At 68.9% G+C, this 16,234-nt stretch carries 15 protein-coding genes; 3 read left to right on the plus strand and 12 right to left on the minus strand.

Features of this window, described 5'->3' with window-relative positions:
* Positions 1-5 precede the first annotated feature (5 nt).
* The 3 genes from GON09_RS07360 to GON09_RS07370 all read right to left on the minus strand — a co-directional run bounded on the left by GON09_RS07360 (position 6) and on the right by GON09_RS07370 (position 2,656).
* A complete protein-coding gene (locus tag GON09_RS07360) occupies positions 6-650 on the minus strand; it encodes a hypothetical protein (protein ID WP_213931237.1) in 645 nt (214 codons plus the stop codon).
* Complete coding sequence (gene hisS, locus GON09_RS07365; protein ID WP_213931238.1) at positions 637-1,911, minus strand: histidine--tRNA ligase; 1,275 nt, start codon at positions 1,909-1,911, stop codon at positions 637-639. The genes GON09_RS07360 and hisS overlap by 14 nt, the downstream gene beginning before the upstream one ends.
* A gap of 61 nt (positions 1,912-1,972) precedes the next feature.
* Positions 1,973-2,656: an MBL fold metallo-hydrolase gene (locus GON09_RS07370; protein WP_213934333.1), complete on the minus strand. Its 684-nt coding sequence runs from the start codon at positions 2,654-2,656 to the stop codon at positions 1,973-1,975.
* Positions 2,657-2,805: 149 nt separating this feature from the next.
* Here GON09_RS07370 and GON09_RS07375 point away from each other — a divergent pair, with 149 nt between their 5' ends.
* From GON09_RS07375 to GON09_RS07385, 3 genes are all read left to right on the plus strand, one after another.
* The gene (locus GON09_RS07375) at positions 2,806-3,675 is read left to right on the plus strand and encodes a peptidylprolyl isomerase (protein WP_213931239.1); all 870 of its coding nucleotides are present in this window, start codon (positions 2,806-2,808) and stop codon (positions 3,673-3,675) included.
* On the plus strand, positions 3,675-4,457 hold the full coding sequence (locus GON09_RS07380) for a peptidylprolyl isomerase (protein WP_213931240.1): 783 nt from the start codon (positions 3,675-3,677) through the stop codon (positions 4,455-4,457). The genes GON09_RS07375 and GON09_RS07380 overlap by 1 nt, the downstream gene beginning before the upstream one ends.
* A 179-nt stretch (positions 4,458-4,636) precedes the next feature.
* Complete coding sequence (locus GON09_RS07385; RefSeq protein ID WP_213931241.1) at positions 4,637-5,434, plus strand: peptidylprolyl isomerase; 798 nt, start codon at positions 4,637-4,639, stop codon at positions 5,432-5,434.
* A 58-nt stretch (positions 5,435-5,492) separates the two neighbouring features.
* On the opposite strand, the gene GON09_RS07390 is transcribed toward GON09_RS07385, so the two are convergent.
* The 9 genes from GON09_RS07390 to ruvC all read right to left on the minus strand — a co-directional run bounded on the left by GON09_RS07390 (position 5,493) and on the right by ruvC (position 16,101).
* Positions 5,493-7,805 (minus strand): RelA/SpoT family protein, encoded by a 2,313-nt coding sequence (locus tag GON09_RS07390; RefSeq protein ID WP_213931242.1) that lies wholly within the window; start codon positions 7,803-7,805, stop codon positions 5,493-5,495.
* Between the two features lie 104 nt (positions 7,806-7,909).
* Positions 7,910-8,467 (minus strand): adenine phosphoribosyltransferase, encoded by a 558-nt coding sequence (locus tag GON09_RS07395; protein ID WP_213931243.1) that lies wholly within the window; start codon positions 8,465-8,467, stop codon positions 7,910-7,912.
* The gene (locus tag GON09_RS07400; RefSeq protein ID WP_213931244.1) at positions 8,464-10,215 is read right to left on the minus strand and encodes an ABC transporter substrate-binding protein; all 1,752 of its coding nucleotides are present in this window, start codon (positions 10,213-10,215) and stop codon (positions 8,464-8,466) included. The genes GON09_RS07395 and GON09_RS07400 overlap by 4 nt, the downstream gene beginning before the upstream one ends.
* A gap of 1 nt (position 10,216) precedes the next feature.
* Positions 10,217-11,419 carry a protein translocase subunit SecF gene (gene secF, locus GON09_RS07405; RefSeq protein WP_244865432.1) on the minus strand — a complete coding sequence of 401 codons (1,203 nt, stop codon included), beginning with the start codon at positions 11,417-11,419 and terminating at the stop codon, positions 10,217-10,219.
* A 2-nt stretch (positions 11,420-11,421) separates the two neighbouring features.
* Entirely contained in the window at positions 11,422-13,176 is a 1,755-nt protein-coding gene (secD, locus tag GON09_RS07410) for a protein translocase subunit SecD (RefSeq protein ID WP_213931246.1), read from the minus strand.
* Positions 13,177-13,286: 110 nt separating this feature from the next.
* Positions 13,287-13,616: a preprotein translocase subunit YajC gene (gene yajC / locus GON09_RS07415; RefSeq protein ID WP_213931247.1), complete on the minus strand. Its 330-nt coding sequence runs from the start codon at positions 13,614-13,616 to the stop codon at positions 13,287-13,289.
* Between the two features lie 147 nt (positions 13,617-13,763).
* Positions 13,764-14,933, minus strand: a complete 1,170-nt coding sequence (gene ruvB / locus GON09_RS07420; RefSeq protein ID WP_213931248.1) for a Holliday junction branch migration DNA helicase RuvB — start codon at positions 14,931-14,933, stop codon at positions 13,764-13,766.
* On the minus strand, positions 14,930-15,526 hold the full coding sequence (ruvA, locus tag GON09_RS07425) for a Holliday junction branch migration protein RuvA (RefSeq protein ID WP_213931249.1): 597 nt from the start codon (positions 15,524-15,526) through the stop codon (positions 14,930-14,932). Before ruvA ends, ruvB begins: the two co-directional genes overlap by 4 nt.
* A complete protein-coding gene (ruvC, locus tag GON09_RS07430) occupies positions 15,523-16,101 on the minus strand; it encodes a crossover junction endodeoxyribonuclease RuvC (RefSeq protein ID WP_213934334.1) in 579 nt (192 codons plus the stop codon). Before ruvC ends, ruvA begins: the two co-directional genes overlap by 4 nt.
* Positions 16,102-16,234: the final 133 nt, after the last annotated feature.

Consider the following 16,234-nt stretch of genomic DNA (forward strand, 5'->3'; position numbering starts at 1 on the left):
GGCCGTCAGTCGACGAGGGAGGCCACCTCGTGGTCGGTCAACGTGGTCTGCGGCACCCGTCCGGCGCCGCGCGCGAGTTCGATCGCCCGGTAGAGCGGGCGTTCACCGAGCGCGGCGTCGCGGGCCTCGGCCCGCAACTGTTCGACGAGCACCGACGAGATCGCCGCCGCCGGTGCGATCTCGCTGGTGGCCAGCGCATCTGCGAGCTTGCGCAGAGCGAGCACCTCGAGTTCGCGACCTCCGCCGTTCGCGTACAGCGCCAACGGAACCGACACGAGGTTGTGCTCACCGTCGTTGACGCGCAGGACCGCCTGCGACACACCGCCCACCCGCACCAGCAGTTCGACGCCGGCGAGCCGTGCCAGATCGACACTGCGCGACCGGAACGCACCCGAGAGGGTGACGACGGTGCCGCGCAGTAGCAGGTGCCGACGCGTGGCCAGGAATGCCCCGAGGGCCGGTGGCACCGCGAGGACGGCACCGACGAGCAGGGCGACCCAGCCGGGCGCGACGATCCAGACGAGGACGCCGAGGACGACGCCGACGGCGAGCGCGAGCAGCGCGATCCTGCGCGCTCGCGGACGGAGCAGTCGGCTCGGGATCAGATCGAGCGGGACGGCGCCACCGTCCCGGTCGTCATGCGCCGGCAACGACCTCACCGACACGGGCGACGACGTCCGTGAGTGCAACGCTGTGCTGTTCGCCGTTGCGTAGATCCTTGACGACGATCTCGCCCGCCTCGAGTTCGCGGTCGCCGAGGACGAGCGCGACGACGGCGCCGGACTTGTCGGCCGCCTTCATCGCACCCTTCAGTCCACGTCCGCCGTAGGCGAGGTCGACGCGAACCCCTGCTGCGCGCAGCTTGTGCGCGATGGGCACGAGCGCGGCCTTGGCAGCATCACCCATGGGAACGCCGTACACCTCGCATCGCGCGGGGCTGCCCGCCGACTTGCCCTCGGCGGCGAGCGCGAGAACCGTGCGGTCGACGCCGATCCCGAAACCGATGCCCGAGAGCGGCTGGCCGCCCAGCTGTTCCATGAGTCCGTCGTAGCGGCCGCCGCCTCCGATGCCGGACTGGGCTCCGAGTCCGTCGTGGACGAATTCGAAGGTGGTCTTCGTGTAGTAATCGAGGCCGCGCACCATTCGCGGGTTGACGACGTACGGGACGCCGATCGCGTCGAGGTGGGCGAGGACCTCGTCGAAGTGCGCACGCGCGGTGTCCGAGAGGTGGTCCAGCATCAGCGGTGCGTCGGCGGTCATCTCGCGGACCTCGGGACGCTTGTCGTCGAGCACGCGCAGCGGGTTGATCTCGGCGCGGCGGCGGGTCTCCTCGTCGAGCGGGAGCGCGAACAGGAACTGCTGCAACTTCTCCCGGTACTGCGGGCGGCAGGTGTCGTCGCCGAGCGAGGTGATCTCGAGTCGGAAGCCGTCGAGTCCGAGCGACCGGAATCCGGCGTCGGCGATCGCGATGACCTCGGCATCGAGTGCGGGATCGTCGATGCCGATCGCCTCGACACCGACCTGCTGCAGCTGACGGTAGCGACCGGCCTGAGGGCGCTCGTAGCGGAAGAACGGTCCGGAATACGACAGCTTCACGGGAAGCTGACCGCGATCGAGGCCGTGCTCGATCACCGCGCGCATCACGCCCGCGGTGCCCTCGGGACGCAGCGTGACCGAGCGCTCACCGCGATCGGCGAAGGTGTACATCTCCTTCGTCACGACGTCGGTGGATTCGCCGACGCCCCGAGCGAACAGGCCGGTGTCTTCGAAGATGGGCAGTTCGACGTGCCCATACCCCGCCAGGCGTGCTGCACGGGTCAGACCGTCCCGTACCGCCACGAACTCCGCCGACTGCGGGGGAACGTAATCGGGCACACCCTTCGGCGCCGAAAACGTGGAGGCCTTGCTCACTGGTACTGCCTTCTCTCGGAATTCTCTCGATTGGTCACCGCCGGATCGCGGTGTTCGTGCGTCAGCGGGATTCTGCCAGGCCTGTGAGGAAGGGATTCGAGACCCGTTCCTGCCCGATCGTGCTCGACCCGCCGTGACCGGGAAGGATGTTGGTTCCGTCGTCGAGCACGAGCAGCTTGCGCGTGATCGAGTCGAGCAGTTGCGCATGGTCGCCGCCCGGCAGATCGGTGCGGCCGATCGAGCCCTGGAACAGGGTGTCGCCGGTGAGCGCGACGTTCAGAGCGGCCCCGTCGGGGGTGGTGGTGCGCGTGCGCAGGACGACCGAGCCGCGGGTGTGGCCGGGTGTGTGGTCGACGACGAACTCGATTCCGGCGTGTTCGATCTCGTCTCCGTCGCCGAACTCCACGACCTGCTGCGGCTCGACGAATTCGACTCCGTCGAGGAAGGGAGCGAGACTCGATCCCATGCCCTGCAGCGGGTCGGTGAGCATCGCTCGATCGTCGGGATGGATGTAGACGGGGATTCCGTAGCGGTCGGCGACGGGCTGCGCGGACCACATGTGGTCGAGGTGACCGTGCGTGAGCAGCACCGCCCGGGGGGTGAGATCGGATCCGGTCAGGAACTCCACGAGCGGCTCGGCGGCGTCCTGGCCGGGATCGACGACGACGCACTCCTTCGCGTTGTCCTGCGCGAGGATGTAGCAGTTGGTCTGGAACATCCCGGCAGGGAATCCGGTCACGAGCACGAGCATCGCTCCTACGGGTGGAAGCCTTCGAGGTCTCCTACAGACTATGCGTTGCGCCCTGTCCACGGGTTCCCGGTCCCGGGTGGCAGACTCGAATCGGCTTCGAAGTCGGTTGGAGCACATCGATCGTTCACGGGAGGACTACTGCAGTGCCGAGCAACGCACAACGGCGCCAGGCCGCGAAACGCAAACTCGAACGGCAACTCGAGCGACGAGCCGAACGCGAGCGCAAGCGGCGCCGCACGACGATCGCGCTGTCCGCGCTCGGGGTGATCGTGGTCGTCGGCGCAGGTGTTGCACTGTGGGCGGTGAACCGGGGCGACGACACGGCCACCGAGGCAGCGTCGAACGACACTTCCGCTTCCGAGTACGTGGCGCTGCCCGAGGGCCGGTCCGAGCCGTTGCCCGAGACTGTGAACTGCTCGTACCCCGCCGACGGTCGCGAGCCGTCGAAGCCGGCGCAGCCGCCGCGCACCGAGGGCATCCGCACCACCGGTGAGGGCAACACGGATGTCAGCGTCAGCGTGGAGACGAGTCAGGGCAACATCGGCCTGATCCTGCACAACGACGACTCGCCGTGCACGGTCAACAGCTTCCTGTCGCTCGCCTCGCAGAACTACTTCGACGAGACGACCTGCCACCGTCTGACCACCTCGCCGTCCCTGCAGGTCCTGCAGTGCGGCGACCCGTCCGGTAGCGGCTCCGGCGGACCGGGCTACCAGTTCGCGAACGAGTTCCCCACCGACCAGTTCGCCGCCGACGATCCCGCCGCGCAGGAACCGATGACCTATCCGCGCGGCACCCTCGCGATGGCCAACGCCGGTCCGGGCACCAACGGCAGCCAGTTCTTCCTGGTGTACGGCGATTCGGTGCTGCCCCCGCAGTACACCGTGTTCGGCACGATCGACGAGACCGGTCTCGCGACCCTCGACAAGATCGCCGCGGCCGGTGTCGCGGGTGGGGCCGCCGACGGCGCCCCCGCGCTGGAGACCACCCTCACGTCGGTCAGGATGGACTGATGATCCGATTGCGCACCACCCTCGCCGCCGGCGTCGGGCTCGCACTCCTCCTCACGGGGTGCTCCGACGATTCGTCCACCGATACCGCCGCGACCTCGTCGGCGCCGGCGTCCGCCACCGACCGGCAGTCCCCCGCCTACACGGGCGAACTGCCGGAGCGACCGGTCGGCAGCGACTCCGTCTCGTGCACCTACGACGCCTCGGGTGACGCCGCGCGGGACGTGACCGCACCCGCCGCGGACGACGTCTCCGCCACCGGCGCTGCTGCCGCGCAGATCACCACCAACGTCGGCGCCATCGGCGTCGAACTCGACCGGGCCGCAGCCCCCTGCACGGTCAACAGCTTCGTGTCCCTCGCGGAGCAGGGCTACTTCGACGACACCCCCTGCCACCGGCTCGTGACCTCCCCCGGTCTACAGGTGCTGCAGTGCGGCGACCCGACGGGTACCGGAACGGGCGGGCCGGGTTACGGGTTCGACACCGAGTACCCGGAGAACGTGTACGCGCCCGGCGACGCCCAGCTGCGGCAGCCGGTGATCTACCCGCGCGGCACGGTCGCGATGGCGAACACCGGTCGTCCCGGCAGCAACGGCAGCCAGTTCTTCCTGGTGTACGAGGATTCGCAGCTTCCCCCCACCTACACGGTCTTCGGGGCGGTCGACGAGGCCGGGCTCGCCGTGATCGAGGAGGTCGCGGCGGAAGGCGACGACGGCTCGATGGCGGCCGGCGGCGGTGCGCCCAACCGCGCGGTGCAGATCGAGTCGGTGACCGTGGGGTCCTGACACCCCTGTTCACACGGAACGCACGAACGTCCCGCCCCGGATATTCCGGGGCGGGACGTCGTACGGGACGAAATCGACTGGACGGCACCACGTCACGGGGTGATCTCGGGGGTGATTGTTCACCGATCCGTCTTCCGCCTCTATCCGACCGTGCTTCGTTCCGATAGCGTCCCGATGCTGTGATCCACACCACTGGGCGACGGTTCGCGGTCCGGCTCCGCACCGTTGTTCCGCTCTGTCTCGTAGCCGTCGCATCGTTGCTCGGCGGCTGTGCGCAGGATGCCGGTTCCGCGACCACGAAGGTCACCGAGGTCGCGCAGCCGCGCTCCGCTCCCCCACGGGACCTGTCCATCTACCGCGGACTCCCCGAGGTCCCGGCCCAGGCGGGACCGACCGTCACGTGCGACTACGTCGATCGGGGCGGAACGCTTCCGCCGTCCAGCGCCTCGACGGTAGGTATCGTCGAATCGACCCTCGACACGTCGATCGGTCCGGTTCCGCTGGTGCTCGATCGCACCCAGGCACCGTGCACCGTCAACAGCTTCGTCGATCTGGCGCATCGTGGCTTCTACGACGGCACGTCCTGCCATCGTCTCGCGACGGATCCGGGCGGTCAGCTGTACCAGTGCGGCGACCCGACCGGGACGGGATCCGGCGGGCCGGGCTACACCTTCGCCGACGAGTACCCGGTGCCGCAGTTCACGGCGGAAGCCGCGACGTCATATCTCCCACCGGCGGTGCTCTATCCGCGCGGCACGATCGCGATGGCCAATACCGGGGTGGAGAACAGCAACGGGAGCCAGTTCTTCCTCCTGCTCGGCGATTCCCTGCTGCGACCGGATTTCACGGCCTTCGGCCGTATCGGCGATGCCGGGATGTCGGTGCTGGAGGCGGCCGCCGCGCACGGACACGATGGTTCGAGCCCTCTCGGTGGCGGCGTGCCCACGAAACCTGTCGTGATCGGGGCGGTCCGGTGACGGAGCGAACAGGGACAGACCGATCCGGGCGACCCCCGTCGCCCGGATCCGCACCCGGTCAGGCGGCCGAGGTCACCCGATACACGTCGTAGACGCCTTCGACATTGCGGACGACGTTCAGCACGTGCCCGAGATGTTTCGGGTCGCCCATCTCGAAAGTGAAGCGGCTCACCGCAACCCGGTCGCCCGTGGTCGTCACCGAGGCCGACAGGATGTTGACCTTCTCGTCGGCGAGTGCCTTCGTCACGTCCGACAGCAGGCGGTGCCGGTCGAGAGCCTCGATCTGGATCGCGACGAGGAACACCGACGACGGCGAGGGCGCCCACTGCACCTCGATGATCCGCTCCGACTGTTCCCGCAGCGACCCGGCATTCGTGCAGTCGGTTCGGTGCACGCTCACCGCACCGGTGCGGGTCACGAAGCCCATGATCTCGTCGCCGGGGACGGGCGTGCAGCACTTCGCGAGCTTCGAGACCGTGCCCGGCGCGCCCGGCACGAGGACACCGGAGTCGCCGCTGTTCCGCGAGCGGGTCGGGATGGTCGACGGTGTGGACCGCTCGGCCAGTTCCTCCTCGACGCCACCGACGCCGCCGAGCAGCGCGACCAGCCGTTGCACGACGTGGTGCGCCGAGACGTGGTGCTCACCGACCGCGGTGTACAGCGCCGAGACGTCGGTATAGCGCAATTCCTTGGCGACCGCGACCATCAGGTCGGCGTTCATCAGGCGCTGCAGCGGCAGACCGACGCGGCGCACTTCCTTCGCGATGGCGTCCTTGCCGGATTCGAGGGCTTCCTCGCGGCGTTCCTTGGCGAACCACTGCCGGATCTTCGCCTTGGCGCGGGGGGACACGACGAACGACTGCCAGTCGCGGCTCGGGCCGGCGTTGGGGTCCTTGGAGGTGAACACCTCCACGACCTCACCGTTCTCGAGCTTGCGTTCGAGTGCCACGAGCCGCCCGTTGACCCGCGCGCCGATGCAGCGGTGCCCGACCTCGGTGTGCACGGCGTACGCGAAGTCCACGGGGGTCGAACCCGACGGCAGAGTGATCACATCGCCCTTGGGCGTGAAGACGAAGATCTCCTTGACTGCCAGGTCGTAGCGGAGCGATTCGAGGAATTCGCCCGGGTCCGCGGCTTCCCGCTGCCAGTCGAGGAGTTGACGCATCCAGGCCATGTCGTCGAGTTCGGCGACATCGCCGGAGTGGCGTCCCTTCGTCTCCTTGTAACGCCAGTGCGCGGCGATCCCGAATTCGGCGGTGCGGTGCATCTCGTGCGTGCGGATCTGGACCTCGAGCGGCTTGCCCTCGGGGCCGATGACGGTGGTGTGCAGCGACTGGTAGACGCCGTAACGGGGCTGCGCGATGTAGTCCTTGAAACGCCCCGCCATGGGCTGCCACAACGAATGCACGACCCCGACGGCCGCGTAGCAGTCGCGGATCTCGTTGCACAGGATACGCACGCCCACCAGGTCGTGGATATCGTCGAAATCGCGGCCCTTGACGATCATCTTCTGGTAGATCGACCAGTAGTGCTTGGGTCTGCCCTCGACGACCGCGTCGATCCGGGACGCCGAGAGCGTCCGACCGATCTCGGCGCGGACGGTGGCCAGGTAGGTGTCGCGCGACGGCGCGCGGGTTGCGACGAGGCGGACGATCTCCTCGTACTTCTTCGGGTGGAGGATCGCGAACGCCAGATCCTCGAGTTCCCACTTGACCGTCGCCATGCCGAGGCGATGCGCGAGCGGGGCGATCACTTCGAGGGTTTCGCGCGCCTTGCGGGCCTGCTTCTCGGGAGGCAGGAAGCGCATGGTCCGCATGTTGTGCAGGCGATCGGCGACCTTGATGACGAGCACGCGGGGATCGCGCGCCATCGCGATGATCATCTTGCGGATGGTCTCGCCCTCGGCGGCCGAGCCGAGCACGACCTTGTCCAGTTTGGTGACGCCGTCGACGAGATGCGCGACCTCCTCGCCGAACTCGGCGGTGAGCTGCTCGAGCGTGTAACCGGTGTCCTCGACGGTGTCGTGGAGCAGCGCCGCGACGAGGGTCGTGGTGTCCATACCGAGTTCGGCCAGGATCGTCGCGACCGCCAGGGGGTGGGTGATGTAGGGATCGCCGGACTTGCGCTTCTGGGTGGCGTGCCGCTCCTCGGCGACGTCGTATGCCCGCTGAAGCTGCGAGAGGTCGGCTTTCGGGTACAGCTCCCGATGAATGGTGACCAGCGGCTCGAGGACCGGCTTGAGGCTGGTGCCGCGCTGGCCGGTGATGCGCCGGGCCAGGCGGGCACGCACCCGTCTCGACGCGGAGGTCGACGCCGCGGTGGGCGTCGGATTCTGACCGGAATTCTGAGACCGATCGAGATTCTGGGTCATCCCTCCACCTCCCGTCGCGGCTGCGAACCCGGTTCGTCACCGATGCGCATGTCCGGACCGTACAGGCCCGGCGGGTTCACCGGCACCTGTGGCAACTCTAACTCTCAGATCCGCACGAGCGACGTCAGCGGGTACTTCTGCAGTCGTGCCCGGCCACCGAGAGCTTCGATCTCGGTGACGACGGCGATACCGACGACCTCCGCGCCGACACGTTCGAGCAGTTCGACGGTCGCGGACAGGGTTCCGCCGGTCGCGAGCACGTCATCCACCACGAGAACCTTCCGGCCTCGCAGAGCGAGCCAGTCGCCCGGGATCTCGATTGCTGCCGTGCCGTATTCGAGACGGTATTCGCAGGTCTGCACGGGCGGCGGGAGCTTGCCGGCCTTCCGGACGGCGAGAACACCCACACCGAGGGTCCGGGCGATGCCACCCCCGAGGAGGAAGCCACGCGCATCGATCCCCGCGACCAATTCGGCGTCGGGTGCCACGGACGACAGGGCCGCGATGATCGCCGAGAAGGACGGGCCGTCGGCGAAGACCGGCGTCAGGTCGGCGAACCGGACACCCGCGGCCGGGAAATCCTCGACCCATCGGGTGTGTTCGACGACGGCTACGGCAGCTTCCTCGACGAGCTGCGGTTCGCCGATCCGTTGAGCGTTCATCCTCTGAGTATCCACCGATCCATGTTCCAGCCCGCACCCGCGGTCGTCGGGTTCGGTAACCCGGCGTGCATTCCCGCCGCGAACCCGATCGTGCGGGGCTGCGCGAACAGCGGCAGGGTGGGGACATCGCTCCACAGGATGCGCTCGGCCTCGGTCGCGAGCCCGGCGACCGCAGCGTTGTCGCGGGCGACGAGCAGCCCGTCGAGGAGTTCGTCGACGCGCCCGATCGAGTAACCGCCCACGTTGCTGCCGGCGTCGGAGTGCAGCGCATCGCGCGCGTCCTCCATGTCGGCGGTGCCACCGGCACCCGCTGCGGTGGCGGTACCCACGAGGATCGCGTCCACCTCCCCGGCCGTCAGCTGTGACGGGGCGAAGGTGTCGGAGCCGGCGTCGACGATGTCGATGCCCGCCTCACGGCAGGACTCACCGATCAGCTCGAGGGTGCGTGCGCGACGGTCGTCCGGCCCGAGATATCCGATACGGACCTGCATCCGGTCCTGACCGGATGCCTCGCGCTCCGAACGGGCAGCATCGATATCCACCTCGGCGTAGCGTTCGGCCGTCTGCGCGGTCTGCGGGTACAACGGCGAATCGGGCGCCAGGAGCCGCGAGGTGATCGGACCGGTGACGCCGTTCGACTCGTCGGCGGCGCCGAGTTCGTCGAACAACTGCGTTCGCGGCACGCACAGCGCGACGGCGCGACGAGCCGCCGGGTTCTGGAACACCCCGCTCGTGGCGAACACCAGCTGTTCGAGATTGCGAGAGACGACCGTGGAGACCTCGGCACCGTCGCCGAGAGTGCTGTAGCCGACGGATCCCTCGGCCACGTCGGCGACGTGGATGCGACCGTCCTCCGCCGCCGCGGACGCGTCGGTGCCGCGCGGCCACACGACGATGCGATCGGTGCCCGGGGCATTCCCCCACCACCGTTCGTTCGCGACGAGCGTCAGGCCCTCCTCGGCCGTGTACGACTCGATTCGGTACGGGCCTGCGGACGGGAAGAGGGCCGGGTCGATCTCACCCGGAGTGAGAGACCAGCCGGTGTTCCAGAACTCCGCGATGCGCCGAACGGCGTCGGTGTTGTTCGTCGTGATCGCCCCGACCAGATCGGCCACGCCCGACCTGCCTGCCGCCACGTGGGCCGGCATCAGCTCTGTGGCGGCGAACAGCGACCGCCAGTTCGTGTCCTCGCGGCCCGGCCGGAAGACGACGGTGGCCTCCTTCGAACCGGACTGGCAGTCGACCCGGTCGATGTCGGCGTAGCCCCCGCGATGGGCGGCGTCGAAGAGCGGGACCTGCTCCCCCGCCTCGTCCGGGGCGGTGAACCGGCCGCTCGACGCCGCCCAGGCGAGGACGAGATCGTCGCAGGACATGGGCACGCCGTCGGAGTAGACCGCGTCCGGGGACAAGCGGTACTGGACGGTGAGCCCCTCACCCGGCACGACCGACGCCGTCCCGATGTCGGTGTCCGCGACCATCCGGCCGGAGGGGCCGACGTAGCCGAAGCCGGGCAGCACCCGGGCGAAGGCCTGGCGAGCGCCGGAGGCGGCACCGTCGACGGTGTTGGCGTTGTAGGTCGTCACCGTGTTGTCGATCGCGTACCCGATCGAGTGCAGCGGTTCCTCCTCCGTGCCGCACGCCACGGTGGAGAGCGCGAGCGTCGAGGCCACCGCAGCACACGCGAGCAGCGTGCCGCGGCGCCTCGGCGGCCGGCTCGTCGTCGGATCGTTCCGCTCGGTCACCGCCATGTCAGGACCTTCTCTTGGCGCGCTTTCCGGTAGGGCGCGCTCCGGGGGCCGGTCCGCGACGGATCGTCGCCCGGTCGGGCACCGAACCGGAGACCGGGACCGACGGAACGACCTCGGAGTTGCGCGTGCCGGCCGCCTGCGACCCGGCCGTCGTCCGGGCATTCGCTGCGCGGGCGGCGGCCTCCTCCCGCTTGGCGAGCACCTTGCGGGTGTGCTTCGCGACCGGACCACGCCATTCCTCGAGGGTAACCAGCAACGGGGTCGCGAAGAAGATCGAGGAGAAGGTACCGACGACGATGCCGACCAGCTGGACGAGCGCGAGGTCCTTGAGCGTGCCCACACCGAGGAGCCACACCGCGACCACCATGAGTGCGAGCACCGGCAGCACCGAGATGATGGTGGTGTTGATCGAGCGCATGAGCGTCTGGTTGACGGCCAGGTTGGCCTGCTCCGCGTAGGTGCGGCGGTGCAGGTGCAGGATGCCCCGGGTGTTCTCCTCGACCTTGTCGAAGACGACGACCGTGTCGTACAGCGAGAAACCGAGGATCGTGAGCAGACCGATGACGGTCGCCGGGGTGACCTCGAAGCCGACGAGCGCGTACACGCCCGCCGTCACGATGATGTCGAAGAACAGCGCCGCGATCGCCGCCATCGCCATGTTCCGCTGGTATCGGATCGTGATGTAGATGCTCACGATGACGAGGAAGACCACCAGCGCGATGAGCGCCTTGCTGGTGATCTGGCTTCCCCACGTCTCACTGACATCGGCGACGCTGATCGAGTTGCGGGACGGCTCTCCGTCCGGACCGGCCGGCTGGAACTCCTCGAACAATGCGGTCTGCAGTTCGGCGACCTGCTGCCCGTCGAGGGTCTCCGACCGAATCTGCACCGTCGCGCCGTCGCCGGCGCCGACGGTCTGCACCGCTTCCGGTTCGAAGCCGATGGTGTCGCTGAAGACGGTTTCGACCTCGTCGACGGAGACGCCCGCCACGACCGGCATCTGGACACGGGTGCCGCCCTCGAAGTCGATGCCCCAGCTGAATCCGCGCAGCAGCATGCTGAGCAGGGCGATCAGCACGATCACCGCGGTGACGATGTACCACCGCTTGCGCCGGCCGACGATCTCGAAGGCACCCGTTCCGGTGTACAGACGAGACAGCAGGCTGTGCTGCGGTACCGCCGTCGTCGTGGTCGTGTCGGTCATCGTCACGCCTCCTTCGCAGCGGTCGCGGCAACGAGACGACGCTCGTCGGCCACCTGCTGGATTGCGCCCAGACCGTTCACGCTCGGCTTGGACCAGAACTTCGACTTCGAGGCCAGGAACACCAGCGGCCACGTCACGAGGAACACCACGACGACGTCGAGGATCGTGGTCAGGCCGAGGGTGAACGCGAAGCCGCGGACCTGACCGACGGCCAGGACGTAGAGCACGGCGGCTGCGATGAAGCTGACCGCGTTACCGGAGAGAATCGTGCGGCGGGCCCGTGCCCAGCCGCGCGGCACCGCGGAACGGAAACTCCGCCCTTCGCGGATCTCGTCCTTGATCCGTTCGAAGAACACGACGAACGAGTCGGCGGTCATGCCGATACCGATGATCAGACCGGCGACGCCGGCGAGGTCGAGCGTGAACCCGATGTATCTGCCGAGCAGCACCATGACCGCGTAGACCGCCATTCCCGAGAGAACGAGCGACAGCGCGGTGAGCAGTCCGAGCATCCGGTAGTACGCGAGGCAGAACAGGAGCACCAGCGCCAGACCCACCGCACCGGCGATCAGCCCGGCCTCGAGCGAAGCCAGACCCAGAGTGGCGGAGACGGTCTCGGCTTCGGATGCCACGAACGACAGCGGCAACGACCCGTACTTGAGGGTGTTCGCCAGCTCTGCGGCCTGCGTGTTCGTGAACTGGCCGGTGATCGAGGTGGCGCTGCCGGCGGGGGTGGCGCCCTGGATCACGGGCGCGCTGACGACCTTCGAGTCGAGCACGAACGCGGCCTGCTGACCGATGTTCGCGGCGGTGAACTGCGCCCACGTATTGCTGCCCTCGCTGTCGAAGGTCAGGCTGACCTCGTAGCGCGACTGCTGCTGATTGAAACCGCTCGTCGCGTCCTCGATCTGCTGGCCGTCGATGATGCTCGGGCCGAGCAGGTAGATCGCGGTGCCGTCGGTCGAGCACGCGACGAGCGGAAGCGCCGGGTCGTCGTTGCCGGCGAGCGGGTCGGCCGCGGAGCAGTCGAGGGCGAGAGCCGCCGCCTGCTGGACGGCGGGGTCCTCGCTCTGGCGGGTGGCCTTGGCTGCGGCGATGTCGGCGGCCGCCTGTTCCTGCGGAGTCAGCGAGCCGTCGTTCGGCTGGGTGGGAGCGGGCGTCTCGGGTGCCTCGGCCGGAGTCTCGGGCGGTTCCGGGGCATCGGTCGGCGCGGTGGGATCCTGCGCCGGGAACGGGCGTCCCTGCGGTTCGGGGGCTTCGGCCGGCGGGGCCTGGTCGGCGGGAGCCGGTTCGGCCGGAGCGGGTTCGGCGGGCAGCCCGCCATCGGGGGCACCGGCACCGGGCTGCTCGGTGAGACCCTCTGCGGTCATGTTCGCGTCGATCGGTCCCCCGATCACCGGCCTGATGTACAGACGGGCGGTCTGGCCCAGTGTCCTGGCCTGCGCGCTGTCCTCACCCGGAACGGTGATCACGAGGTTGTCGCCTTCGACGATCACTTCCGAACCCGACACACCGAGACCGTTGACGCGGGTCTCGATGATCTGCTGGGCCTGGCTGAGGCTCTCCGGACTCGGGCTGCTCCCGTCGGGGGTTCGCGCGGTGAGGGTGACGCGGGTGCCACCCTGCAGGTCGATGCCCAGCTTCGGGGTGGGCGACTTGTCCCCGGTGAAGAAGACCAGTGCATACAACGCGGCGAGAATCACCCCGAACAGGGCGAGAGCGCGCACGGGATGCACCGATCCGTTGGAAGGTGCCACGGTCTGTCAGTCTCCTCGATACGAGTGAGTGGTGGTCGGATGCAGTCGCGCGGCGCTCGGCCTCGACACCGGGAGATCCGGTGCCGACACCGTGGGGCGCGGCGCTGCCGTCAGTACTCGGTGGGACGTCCCTCCGGCGGGTTCGCATCGTCGTCCTTGCGGAGCAGGTCCGGATCCTGCGGGGTCGTGGTCTCGACGCGTTCCCGGATGACCAGGCGCGACCAGGTCGTCACGACCCCCGGCGCGATCTCGAGATCGACAGTGTCGTCGGCGAGCGCCGCCACCGTGGCGTGCAGGCCCGCAGTGGTCATGACGCGGTCGCCGATGCGCAGGGAGTCCTGCAACGCCGACACCTTCTGCATCTCCTTCTTCTGACGCCGCACGCCCAGGAAGGTCGGGACGAGCAGTGCCAGGATCAGGAGAGGGAAGAGCAGTTCCATCGTTGAAGTCAGTCCTCGGTCGTTGTCGGTGGGTGGTGACGCAGGCGACACCAGCGTGTCGTGGTGGCGCGGGTGGCACCACGACGTCGGGATCGGCCTCCACGGACCGACGCAGTAGACCAGTGTGCCATTCCCCGGCCGAGCGTCCTACCGCCGTACGTCCGGATCGTCCGGGTCGGACGGATCGGCGCCGCCTTCGAGGGCGGTGCCGGAGCCGTCCTCGAACAGGTCGAGCTGGGGTTCGCGTGCGCGCACCTCGATGCCACCGGTGGCCGCCTCCGGCGGCGGGGTGAGCCCGAGTTGCAGCCAGGCGGCCTGCGTGGCCACACGTCCACGCGGGGTGCGGGCCACCATTCCGGCACGGACCAGGAACGGTTCACACACCTCCTCGACCGTGGCGGGCTCCTCCCCCACGGCCACGGCAAGTGTGGACACCCCGACCGGGCCGCCGCCGAAACTGCGTACGAGAGCGCCGAGCACCGCGCGGTCGAGACGGTCGAGGCCGATCGGATCGACGTCGTACACCTCGAGCGCGGCCTGAGCGACGGCACGGGTCACGACACCGTCGGCCCGCACCTCGGCGTAGTCGCGGACGCGCCGCAGCAACCGGTTCGCGATACGTGGGGTGCCCCGCGAGCGTCCGGCGATCTCCGCGGCGGCGTCGTCGCGCAGATCGATCCCGAGGATCGACGCGGACCGGTGCAGGATCCGCTGCAGTTCGGGAGGCTCGTAGAAGTCCATGTGCGCGGTGAAACCGAATCGGTCGCGCAGGGGGCCGGTGAGGGCACCGGAACGGGTGGTCGCGCCGACGAGGGTGAACGGAGCGACCTCGAGCGGGATGGACGTCGCACCCGGCCCCTTGCCCACCACGACATCGACGCGGAAGTCCTCCATCGCGAGATACAGCATCTCCTCGGCCGGACGGGCGATGCGGTGGATCTCGTCGATGAACAGCACGTCGCCCTCGGCGAGATTCGACAGCATAGCGGCGAGATCGCCGGCGCGTTCGAGTGCGGGACCGGAGGTGAGTCGTAGCGACGTGCCGAGTTCGGCGGCGATGATCATCGCCATCGACGTCTTGCCGAGACCGGGCGGGCCCGACAGGAGGATGTGATCGGGGGTGCCGCCGCGGAGCTTCGCACCGCGCAGGACGAGCTGTAGCTGCTCGCGGACCCGCGGTTGCCCGATGAAGTCGTCGAGGCTGGTCGGTCGCAGACTCGTCTCGATGTCGTTGTCGGAGGGCAGATGCTCGGCCGTCACCGGCGACCGTTCGCGGTCGGCCGCAGCCGCGTCGAACTCGCGGTACTCGTCGGTCACCGCGACCTACCCAGCAGCTTCAGTGCCGACCGGAGTGCCGTCGAGACGTCGGCGCCCGGATCCTCGGTGAGCACCTTGTCGGCGGCCGGCTCCGCCTGTCGCGGAGTGAAGCCGAGCCCGACCAACGCCTCGACGATCTGGTCGCGCAGCGGCGAAGCACCGGCCACGACGGACGACGATCCGGCCGCGCCGAATGCCGCGACCTTGTCGCGCAATTCGACGATCATGCGCTCGGCACCGCGCTTGCCGATCCCCGGTACCCGCGTCAGTGCTGCGGTGTTGCCGTCGGCCAGGGCCGCACGAAGCGCATCGGGTTCGAGGACGGCCAAGGTGGCCATGGCGAGCCGGGGGCCCACACCGCTGACCGTCTGCAACAGGCCGAACAACTCGCGCGCCTCCGAGTCGACGAAGCCGTACAGCGTCATCGAATCCTCGCGGACGATCATCGCGGTGGCGAGTCTGGTCTGCTCGCCGCGCCGGAGCCCGGCGAGGGTCGCAGGTGTGGTGTTGATCCGATAGCCGATCCCACCCGCCTCGATCACCACGTGGTCGAGGGCTATGTCGAGTACCTCGCCGTGTACCGAGGCGATCACCGGCTACCTGCCTTCCGTGAGGCCGACTGTTCGCGCAGTCGCTCCTCGTAGCGTTTCTTCTGCTGGGCGGCCGCAGCTTCGGCGGCCGCGAGTCTGGCGATCAGCGGAGCTCGCCAACAGTGTGCGACGGCCAGCGCGAGCGCATCGGCGGCATCTGCGGGCTTCGGCGCGGAATCGAGCTTGAGGATGCGGGTGATCATCGTGGTCACCTGCTTCTTGTCGGCTGTGCCGCTGCCGGTGACCGCGGCCTTCACCTCGCTCGGCGTGTGGAACATGACCGGGATCGCGCGACGCGCCGCGGCCAGGGCCACGACGCCACCGGCCTGCGCGGTGCCCATCGCGCTACGCACGTTGTGCTGGGAGAACACGCGCTCGATCGCAACGACGTCGGGCTTGTAGCGGTCCATCCACTCCTCGACCGAATCGGACACCTTGAGCAGCCGATGTTCCAGGTCGAGGTCGGGCGACGTGCGGATGACACCGACGGCGACGGGAATGACGTCGCGTCCGCGTCCGGTGTCGACCATCCCGAGGCCGCAGCGGGTCAGACCGGGGTCGACACCCATCACGCGCACCCGACTCACCTCTCGACACCCGAATACGGCCGGTTCCGACGCCTCTCGACGAATCCCGACCCGCTCCGCACGATTGCGAACGCCTGTTCGAGAGCATAGCGGCCGGGGCCGGGCGCCGGGAGACCGACACGCG

It is taken from the genome of Rhodococcus sp. B50, assembly GCF_013602415.1.
Taxonomy (GTDB): Bacteria; Actinomycetota; Actinomycetes; order Mycobacteriales; family Mycobacteriaceae; genus Rhodococcus.

Coding starts and splice junctions, on each gene's coding strand:
- GON09_RS07380 (WP_213931240.1), top strand. CDS start 3,675: ATGATCCGATTGCGCACCACCCTCGCCGCCGGCGTCGGGCTCGCACTC.
- GON09_RS07390 (WP_213931242.1), bottom strand. CDS start 7,805: ATGACCCAGAATCTCGATCGGTCTCAGAATTCCGGTCAGAATCCGACG.
- GON09_RS07395 (WP_213931243.1), bottom strand. CDS start 8,467: ATGAACGCTCAACGGATCGGCGAACCGCAGCTCGTCGAGGAAGCTGCC.
- GON09_RS07400 (WP_213931244.1), bottom strand. CDS start 10,215: ATGGCGGTGACCGAGCGGAACGATCCGACGACGAGCCGGCCGCCGAGG.
- secF (WP_244865432.1), bottom strand. CDS start 11,419: ATGACCGACACGACCACGACGACGGCGGTACCGCAGCACAGCCTGCTG.
- yajC (WP_213931247.1), bottom strand. CDS start 13,616: ATGGAACTGCTCTTCCCTCTCCTGATCCTGGCACTGCTCGTCCCGACC.